At 74.7% G+C, this 9,009-nt stretch carries 9 protein-coding genes; 4 read left to right on the top strand and 5 right to left on the bottom strand.

Features of this window, described 5'->3' with window-relative positions; all coding sequences use genetic code 11:
* Positions 1-471: 471 nt before the first annotated feature.
* Positions 472-1,752, bottom strand: coding sequence for a phosphoribosylamine--glycine ligase (gene purD / locus ACESL7_RS09520; RefSeq protein ID WP_372893088.1), 1,281 nt, complete (start codon positions 1,750-1,752; stop codon positions 472-474).
* Between the two features lie 130 nt (positions 1,753-1,882).
* Between purD and ACESL7_RS09525 the strand changes: the two genes are divergently transcribed.
* Both ACESL7_RS09525 and xseA read left to right on the top strand, forming a co-directional pair.
* Positions 1,883-2,443, top strand: coding sequence for a type 1 glutamine amidotransferase domain-containing protein (locus ACESL7_RS09525; RefSeq protein WP_372893089.1), 561 nt, complete (start codon positions 1,883-1,885; stop codon positions 2,441-2,443).
* 108 nt (positions 2,444-2,551) lie between these two features.
* Positions 2,552-4,096, top strand: a complete 1,545-nt coding sequence (gene xseA, locus ACESL7_RS09530) for an exodeoxyribonuclease VII large subunit (protein WP_372893096.1) — start codon at positions 2,552-2,554, stop codon at positions 4,094-4,096.
* A gap of 58 nt (positions 4,097-4,154) precedes the next feature.
* Here xseA and ACESL7_RS09535 read toward each other — a convergent pair whose 3' ends face one another.
* The 3 genes from ACESL7_RS09535 to ACESL7_RS09545 are packed head-to-tail and all read right to left on the bottom strand — an operon-like array spanning position 4,155 to position 6,109.
* Positions 4,155-4,553, bottom strand: coding sequence for a hypothetical protein (locus tag ACESL7_RS09535; protein ID WP_372893090.1), 399 nt, complete (start codon positions 4,551-4,553; stop codon positions 4,155-4,157).
* A 57-nt stretch (positions 4,554-4,610) separates the two neighbouring features.
* A complete protein-coding gene (locus ACESL7_RS09540; protein ID WP_372893091.1) occupies positions 4,611-5,099 on the bottom strand; it encodes a GNAT family N-acetyltransferase in 489 nt (162 codons plus the stop codon).
* On the bottom strand, positions 5,096-6,109 hold the full coding sequence (locus ACESL7_RS09545) for an alkane 1-monooxygenase (protein ID WP_372893092.1): 1,014 nt from the start codon (positions 6,107-6,109) through the stop codon (positions 5,096-5,098). The genes ACESL7_RS09540 and ACESL7_RS09545 overlap by 4 nt, the downstream gene beginning before the upstream one ends.
* A 171-nt stretch (positions 6,110-6,280) precedes the next feature.
* Between ACESL7_RS09545 and ftsY the strand changes: the two genes are divergently transcribed.
* Complete coding sequence (ftsY, locus tag ACESL7_RS09550; RefSeq protein ID WP_372893093.1) at positions 6,281-7,597, top strand: signal recognition particle-docking protein FtsY; 1,317 nt, start codon at positions 6,281-6,283, stop codon at positions 7,595-7,597.
* A 180-nt stretch (positions 7,598-7,777) separates the two neighbouring features.
* Here the strand turns inward: ftsY and ACESL7_RS09555 are convergent, their stop codons facing one another.
* Positions 7,778-8,329 (bottom strand): MgtC/SapB family protein, encoded by a 552-nt coding sequence (locus ACESL7_RS09555; RefSeq protein WP_372893094.1) that lies wholly within the window; start codon positions 8,327-8,329, stop codon positions 7,778-7,780.
* 75 nt (positions 8,330-8,404) lie between these two features.
* Between ACESL7_RS09555 and ACESL7_RS09560 the strand changes: the two genes are divergently transcribed.
* Positions 8,405-9,009, top strand: a 605-nt coding sequence (locus ACESL7_RS09560) for an inner membrane-spanning protein YciB (RefSeq protein ID WP_372893095.1), incomplete at its 3' end; no start/stop codon positions are given.

The following is a 9,009-nucleotide window of genomic DNA, read 5'->3' on the forward strand; positions in this document are numbered from 1 at the left end:
GTCACGCGACCCTTCGCGGTCGGGTCCCCCGCGGCGCGCATTGCGCCCGGCGGGATCCCGCGATCCTCCGCCACCCCGGGGCCTGCGCGCCCCGTCTCGGAAAGCCACGGCGACGGCGCATCGCGGAGCCGAACCGCCCGCGCCCGGCACGACCAGCCTCGGCACCGCGCCGCCGGCGCGGCCCCGGCGCCCGCCATGCACCGCGGCAACAACCCCCCCGACATGCCGGCGGGCTGCGCCGCCCTGCCGGGGCGCGAGAGCCGGGCGGTCGCGCGCCGCGTGTCAACGGAGGCCCCGGCGCGCGGGCGCCCGCCCGACCTACCGCCCGCCCACGCCCGGCACGGCCCCGGGGCCGACCCGCTGCGGCCGCACCGCCCCGCGCGCGCCTCTGCCGGCCCATCATCCTGGCTCAAATACTCCGGGGGGAGTCGCCCGCAGGGCGACGGGGGGCAGCGCCCCCCTGACACCGTGTCAGGGCGCACCACCCCCTGCGAGCGCGCGCCAGCCGATGTCGCTGCGCCAGACGCCCCCCGGCCAGTCCACGGCGCGCACCATCGCATAGGCGCGCTCGGCCGCCTCCTCGAGCGTCGCGCCGCGCGCGGTGAGGGTCAGCACCCGTCCCCCGGCGGAGACGAAGCGCCCGTCCCTGCGCGCCGTGCCGGCGTGGAAGCACTGGTGAAAACTGTCCTCGGGCAGATCCTCCAGCCCGCCGATCGCCTCGCCCCCGGCGTAGGACCCCGGATAGCCCTCGGCCGCCATCACGACCGTCATCGCGTGGTCCTCGCCCCAGTTCGCGCGGCAGCCGGCGAGCCGCCCCTCGGCCACGGCATGCATCAGGTCGAGCGCCTGCGCGCCGAGGCGCAGCATCAGCACCTGCGCCTCCGGGTCGCCGAAGCGCGCGTTGACCTCGACGAGGCGGGGCTGACCTGCGTCGATCATCAGCCCCGCGTAAAGGACGCCCGAATAGGGCGTGCCGCGCCGCGCCATCTCGGCGACGACCGGTTTCACGATTTCCTCGAGCGCGCGGGTCTCGACCTCCGGCGTCATCACCGGCGCGGGAGAGTAGGCGCCCATGCCGCCGGTGTTGGGGCCGGTGTCGCCCTCGCCGATGCGCTTGTGGTCCTGCGCCGTGCCGAGGGGGAGGACGTCCGTCCCGTCCACCAGCACGAAGAAGCTCGCCTCCTCGCCGCGCATGAACTCCTCGATGACCACCTCCGCGCCGGCCGCGCCATGCGCGCCGGCGAGCATCGCGTCCACCGCACCCTCGGCCTCGGCCACGGTCTCGGCCACGACGACGCCCTTGCCGGCGGCGAGGCCGTCGGCCTTGACCACGATCGGCGCGCCTTCGGCGCGGATATGGGCTTTCGCCGCAGCGGCCTCGGTGAAGCGCGCCCAGCGCGCGGTGGGCGCGCCGCAGGCGTCGCAGATCTCCTTGGTGAAGGCCTTCGACGCCTCCAGTCGCGCCGCCGCGGCCGAGGGGCCGAAGACGGCGAGCCCCGCCTCGCGCAGCCGGTCGGCGACGCCGGCGGCGAGCGGCGCCTCCGGTCCGACGATCACGAGCTCCATCGCCTCCTCCTCGCAGAGCGCGAGCACCTCCGCCGTGTCGCAGGGGTCGACCGGCGCGCAGGTCGCGATCCCGGCGATGCCGGCGTTGCCGGGCGCGACGATCAGCTTGTCGCACTTGGGGTTCTGCAGCGCCGCCCAGGCGAGCGCGTGCTCGCGCCCGCCGCCGCCGAGAATGAGGATGTTCATCGCGCCGGTGCCCTCCTGCCGATTGTCCCGCCTGATAGGCAGCGCCGCGGATGGCTGCAAGCCGCCGTGGAACAGAGCCGCCGGCCCCGGGTTGGGGAGACAGGCACCATCTTTTCGAACGGAGGTCCCGATGGCCCGACTCGACGGGAAGACCGTGGCGATCCTCGCCACCCACGGCTTCGAACAGTCCGAACTGGAGCAGCCGCGCGAGGCGCTCGCGCAGGCCGGCGCGACGGTGCACGTCATCGCTCCCGAGACCGAGGACATCACAGGCTGGAACGGATCGGACTGGGGCGGCGCGATGCCGGTCGACCGCCCCCTCGGCCTCGCCGATCCGGCCGACTACGATGCCGTGGTGCTGCCGGGCGGGCAGATCAACCCGGACATCCTGCGCACCAAGCCCGAGGCGGTCGATTTCGTCCGCGCGATCTGGGCCGCGGGCAAGCCCGTCGCCGCGATCTGCCACGGGCCGTGGATGCTCATCGAGGCCGGTGTCGCCACGGGCCGGAAGATGACCTCCTATCCCTCGATCCGCACCGACGTCGAGAACGCGGGTGGCCACTGGGAGGACTCCGAGGTCGTCGCCGACGCGGGGCTGGTCACCAGCCGCAACCCCGGCGACCTGCCCGCCTTTTCCGAGCGCCTGATCGACGAAATCGCCGAGGGCGGTCCCTACGCCCGCGCGGCCTGAACCGCGGGCCCGTCGCCGCGCCGCGCGGCAGGGCGGGCCGCTCGGGTCCTGCGCCTGCGGCCCCGGCCCCGCTTTCCCTCCGACGCGGGATCGGGCATGGTCCGAGCCATGGCCGATCTGATCGAGGACGACGCGCCCGGGGCCAATGCGCCCGAGTTCTCCGTCTCGGAGATTTCCGGCGCGGTGAAGCGGGTGATCGAGGGGGAGTTTCCGCACGTGCGCGTGCGCGGCGAATTGGGCCGCGTCTCGCGCCCGCGGTCGGGGCACGTCTACCTCGACCTCAAGGACGAGCGCGCGGTGCTCTCGGGCGTGATCTGGCGCGGCGTCGCGGGCCGGCTCGCCACGCAGCCCGAGGAGGGGCTGGAGGTCGTGGCGACCGGGCGCCTCACCACCTTTCCGGGCCAGTCGCGCTATCAACTTGTGATCGAGGACCTGCGCCCGGCGGGGCAGGGGGCGCTCATGGCGCTGCTCGAACAGCGCAAGAAGGCGCTCGCGGCAGAGGGGCTCTTCGAGGAGGGGCGCAAGCGCGCGCTCCCGTACCTGCCGGAGGTGATCGGCGTCGTCACCTCGCCCTCGGGCGCGGTGATCCGCGACATCCTGCACCGCCTGCGCGACCGTTTCCCGCGCCGCGTGCTGATCTGGCCCGTGGCGGTGCAGGGCGCGGCCTGCGCGCCGGAGGTCGCGACCGCCATCCGCGGCTTCAACGCGCTGGACCCCGGCGGCGCGATCCCGCGGCCCGATCTGCTGATCGTGGCGCGCGGCGGCGGCTCGATCGAGGATCTCTGGGGCTTCAACGAGGAGGTCGTCGCCCGCGCCGCGGCCGAGAGCACGATCCCGCTGATCTCCGCCGTCGGGCACGAGACCGACACGACGCTGATCGACTTCGTCGCCGACCGCCGCGCGCCGACGCCCACGGCGGCGGCGGAACTCGCCGTGCCGGTCCGCCTCGAGCTGCTGTCCACGCTCGACGCGCAGGGCGGGCGGCTCACCCATGCCGTCTCGGCGGCCATGGCGCGGCGGGGCGAGCGGCTGCGCGATCTGGCGCGCGGGCTGCCGCGGGCCGAGACGCTGCTCGACTGGCCGCGCCAGCGGCTCGATTCGCTCGCCGACCGGCTTCCGGCGGCGCTGCGCACCGGGGTGCAGGCGCGCCGGGTCGCGCTTTCGGAAGCGGGCGGGAGCCTGCGGCCCGCGCTTCTCGCCCGCGCCGTCGCCGGGGAGCGGCGGCGGGCGGCGGCGACGGCGCCGCGCCTCGCCCCGGCGCTCGGCCGGCGCGTGGCGGCGGCGCGCGAGGCGCTGGAGGCGCGGAGCGGGCGGCTCACCCTGCGCCCGGTGCAGGCCGAGATCACGCGGGAGGGCCGCCGCCTCGCCGATCAGGGCGCGCGGCTCGACGCGGCCTTCGCGCGCCTCGTCGCGGACCGTCGCAGCCGCCTCGACGCCGCCGACCGCCTGCGCGAGACGCTGGGCTACCGCGCGACGCTCGCACGCGGCTATGCCGTGGTGCGCGGCGACGGCGCGGTGCTCACCCGCAAGGCGGAGGCGGCCGCGGCCCGCGCGCTGGAGATCGAGTTCGCCGACGGGCGCCTCGCGCTCTCGGGCCGCGGGCGCAAGGGCGGCGGCGCCGGCGATCCGCCCGGGCAGGGCGAGCTTTTCTGAGCCGCACCGCGCGAAGAGGCCCGTCAGGGCCGATGAGCGTCGCCTGACGCGGGCGCGCCTAGACCCCGACCTCGGGGCCGAGGCACTGCATCGCGGCCTCGCCCTCGCCCGCCTCCTGAAGCGGCACCGCGCGCTCGTCCTCGAAGGTCGCCCGCAGCCCGTCCGGGCCATGGTAGAAGCGCCAGCACTGCGGCCCGGTCCCGTCCTCGTATTCGAAGCAGATCATGCCGCGGTCGTCCTCGTACCAGCGCCCGTCGAGGCAGCGCCCGTCGAGAAAGGACCAGGTGACCTCGCGGTTGTCGCGGTATTCCTCGACGCCGTAGGGCTGCCCGTCCTGCCCGTAGAAAATCGTCTTGCCGCGGGTATAGGCGTCGAACTCCTCCGCCGTCATCGGGTCCGCGGCGGCGAGCGGCAGCGCGACGAGGGCCAGGGCGGCAGCGAGGATCAGGCGCGTCATGCCCGCAGTGTGCCAGAGCGGGCCGGGGGCGTTAAGCGATTTGGCACAACGAATCGTTCAGAGCGGGCGCACCAGGTACCGCACCGTCTTGCCCGGGGCCGGTTGCCCCTCGCCCACCGGAGCGAAGCCCAGCCGCGCGTGAAAGGCGTCCGAGCCGGGGTTGGGCGGGACGCGGTTGACCTCGCAGGCGACGCGGGGCTTGCCCGCCGCGCGCGCAGCGGCGAAGAGGTCCGCGTAGAGCCGCCGCCCGAGCCCCGCCCCCTGCCGCGCGGCGTCGACCACGATCCTGTCGACGTAGACGAAGCGCGCGTAGCGGTCGCGGAACCAGCGGAAGTTGGCGCTCGCGTAGTCGGCCCTCTCGTCGAAGGCCAGGAGAAAGGCAGCGCCGTCCTCCGTCGCGCGGGCGTGGAAGGCTGCGCGGGCCATTGCGGCGAGGTCCTGCAGCGTCAGCGGCGAGGTCGCCTCCGCGTGCGCCGCATTGAGCGCATGGACCCGCGCGAGCAGGGCCGGCGATGCCGCGCCCGGATCCACGAGACGCGGGCTCAAGCGGCGGCCCGCGCCGCCACGCGCGCGGCGCGCCCGTCCATGAGCCGCCGCCACACCGGCGGGCAGAGCGCGATGGTCGCCATGACCGGCAGGCTCTGCGGCAGCACCGGCATGCCCGCGTCGAGGGCGAGTTCGGGCCACGGCCGCCCGGGATGCGCGTGGTGATCCGAGTGCCGCGGCGCGTTCAGCATCATCGCCGCCGACTGCCGGTGCGGCGCGTTCCACGAGTGCCACGGCGCGACCGGCTCGGCCCGGCCGTCGGGGCCGGTGCGGCGGCGCAGGCCGTAGTGCTGCACGTAGTCCGAGAGCAGGAGCTGCGCCTGCGCGTAGGCCGCGAGCCCGACCAGCGCGGCGAGGCCGCCCGGTCCGGCGATCGCCGCGGCAAGCAGGGCCGAAAGCGCCGCGCCGCCGATCCAGACGGCGTAGGGGTGCAGGCCCCGGCGACCCGCCGTCCGGGCGCGGCGCGTGTCCTCCGCCCGCCAGCCCGCGCGGAAGCTGCCCCACCACGCGCGCGGCAGGAAGGCCCAGTAGCTCAGGCCCATCGGCGCCGAGTTCGGGTCCCGGTCGGTGGCGACATGCACGTGATGCACCAGCCGATGCGCCGAGACGTGATGCCCGAAGAGAAGCGAGACGTAGACCGCCGCGCCGAGCCGGCGCAGCCAGCGCGGCGCCGCATGGATCGCCTCGTGCGCCACCGACATCGAGACCTGCCCGAAGAAGAGCCCGAAGCCGAAGAAGATCACGCCGCGTGCAAGCGGCGACAGCCCGCTCGCGCCGCCCACGCCCCAGACCGCGAGCGGCCAGAGCGCGAGATGCACGATCGCGAGCGCCGCCGTCAGCGCCCGCCCGTCGCCGCGGCCCGCGGGCGTCGGCGCGGGCGAGATCCGGTCGAGGGCGAAGGTCAGCACCGTCATCCACACGAGCGCCGCCGCGCCCCAGAGCCCGCCTGCGGTCACGGCGAGCGCGAGCAGCAGCGCGGGCGTCAGCGTGGCGAGGGCGAAGCGGGTCATGCGCGGCTCTCCGGGCGGCTCCCTGGGGTGGATCGGTGACAGCGGGTCGGGGGGCACGCGGTCGATCGTCCGGTCCTCCTAGCACGGAATTGCGGAAACATCAGGGCGGCGCGCGCCCTTCCATCCGGACACGGCAGGGGTTACCTGAAACGAAACCGTCGGAGGCCCGTCATGGCGTTCTTTTCCAAGCTGAAGGACCGGCTCTTCAAGTCCTCCTCGAAGCTCGACGAGGGGCTCGAGGCCATCGTCGAGGAGGGCGGCGCGGTCGAGCCCGCGGCGCCCGGACGCGAGCCGGAGCATCCCCACCGCCCCGAACCGCAGCCAGACCCCGAGCCCGCGCCGATCCCCGAGCGCGAGCCGGAGCCCGAACGCGAGCCCGAGCCGCAGCCGGTCCCGGAGCCCGCGCCCGAACGCGAGCCGGCGACGCCGCCGGAGGAGCCGGGCACGCCGCCCTTCGCGCCGCCCGAGCAGCCGCAGCCCGCAGATCCGACGCCCGCGCCCGAGCCGCCGGGCCACCCCGCGCCGCAGGAGCCCACGCCCGGCCCGCAGCCCGTCGAGATTCCCGGCGGCGCGCCCGAGGAAATGCCGCCGCAGGAGGGCCGGGGCCTGATCGGGCGCCTCTTCGGCCGGCGCGAGCCGCAGCCCGTCATGCGCCGCACCCTCGACGACGACATGCTCGAAAGCCTCGAGGAGCTTCTCATCGCCGCCGACATGGGGGTGGACACGGCGCTGCGCGTCACCGCCAACATGGCGGAGGGGCGGCTCGGCCGAAAGGTGTCCGTGGACGAGATCAAGCGCCTGCTCGCCGCCGAGATCGCGCGCGTGCTCGACCCGGTGGCGAAGCCGCTGCCGCTCTACGCGAAGCGCCCGCAGGTGGTGCTCGTCGTCGGCGTCAACGGCTCGGGCAAGACGACGACCATCGGCAAGCTCGCGAGCCAGTTCAAGGCGGCCGGCAAGGACGTCGTGATCGCCGCCGGCGACACCTTCCGCGCCGCGGCGGTCGAACAGCTTCAGGTCTGGGGCGCGCGCGCGGGCGTGCCGGTGCTGACCGCGCCGGAGGGCTCGGACCCCGCCAGCCTCGCCTTCGACGCCATGGCCAGGGCACAGGACGAGGGCGCGGATCTCCTGCTGATCGACACGGCGGGGCGGCTCCAGAACCGGCAGGACCTGATGGAGGAGCTCGCCAAGATCGTGCGCGTGATCCGCAAGAAGGACCCCGAGGCGCCGCACAACACGCTGCTGGTCCTCGACGCCACGACCGGGCAGAACGCGCTGGCGCAGGTGGAGGTGTTCCGCCAGATCGCCGATGTCTCGGGCCTCGTGATGACGAAGCTCGACGGCACCGCGAAGGGCGGCGTGCTGGTGGCGCTCGCCGACCGCTTCGGCCTGCCGATCCATGCCGTGGGCGTCGGCGAGCAGATCGACGACCTCGCCCCCTTCGACCCGGAGGAATTCGCCGCCGCGCTCACCGGGCTCGAGGCGCGCTGAGACGGCGCGCGCGGCGATCCCGTCGCGCAGTCCGCGCGACGCCCTTTCTCATGTGCAGACCCTCGACCGCATGGGAGCGCGGCGCGGGGCGCGCCGCCTTGGGCGGCGTCTTGCCGGGCGCGCAGCTCGGCCCGGGCGCCCCGGACGCGCCGCGGCGACGCGGGGCATGGCGACAGGCGCTCAGTCCTCGGGCCCGTCCCGCTCGTCCCGCTCGTCCGGCTCGTGCGGTCGCGTGAGCGGCGGCGGGATCAGCCGCAGGAGCCAGAGCACCACGAGGGCCGCCCCCGTGGCCAGTGCAGCGAGGCCGAGGCTGCCCGCCCCGCAGGCGAGCCCCACCGCACCGGCGAGCCACATGCCGCCCCCGGTCGTCAGCCCGCGCACCCGGTCGCCGCGCAGGATGATCGTGCCCGCCGCGAGGAAGGCGACACCGGCCGTCACCGCCTCCACGAGGCGGATCGGGTCGAAGCGCAGGCTCTCCTCGGCGATCCCGTCGAGCGTCATCAGGTCGAAGGCCACCAGCGTGAAGAGACAGGCGGCGAGCGCGATGGTCATGTGCGTCCGAAGCCCCGCCGCCTTGTCGTGATACTCCCGCTCCCAGCCCATGAGCCCGCCGAAAAGAAGCGCCGCGCCCATGCGCAGCCCCGCCTCCGCGAAGGAGAGCGTGCCGGGCGCGGCAAGCGGGCCGCGGGCCTCGGTCAGCGCGCGGGAGAGATCGGCGAGCGACGCGTCCATGCCCCGAGGGTCGCGCAGCCGGCGCGCGCTGGCAAGCGGCCTTGATCGCCGCCCGTGCCGTGGTAGGGGACATCCATGACCGAGAACCGCGCCCCCGACCCCGGCCCCGGCCCCGACCCCGTCTCCCCCTGGCTCAAGCAGCTTCTCGAGCTCGGGCCGCCGCTTCTCTTCTTCGTGATCTACCTGCGCCTGCGCGACGAGGTCTTCACCATCGCGGGCACGGAGTATTCGGGCTTCATCGTCGCCACCGTGGCCTTCGTGCCGATCATGCTGGCGTCGATGGCGGCGCTCTGGTGGCTCTCCGGGCGGCTGTCGCGGATGCAGGTCTTCACCGCGCTGATGGTCGTCGTCTTCGGCGCGCTCACCGCCTGGTTCAACGACGAGCGCTTCTTCAAGATGAAGACGACGATCGTCTACGGCTTCTTCGCCGCGCTTCTGGGCCTCGGGCTCCTCATGGGCCGCAGCCTCCTGGCCTATGTCCTTTCGGAGGCGCTGCCGATGCGGCAGGAAGGCTGGATGATCCTCACGCGCCGGCTGACGGCCATGTTCGTCGTGCTCGCCGTCGGCAACGAGATCGTCTGGCGCACCATGTCCACCGACACCTGGGTGAAGATCGAGACCTTCGGCTTCCCGATCGCGCTCTTCCTCTTCCTCTGGTGGCAGATCGTGGCGCTGCAGCA

This window comes from Rhodosalinus sp. (assembly GCF_041685465.1).
In the GTDB taxonomy this organism is placed as follows: Bacteria; Pseudomonadota; Alphaproteobacteria; order Rhodobacterales; family Rhodobacteraceae; genus Rhodosalinus.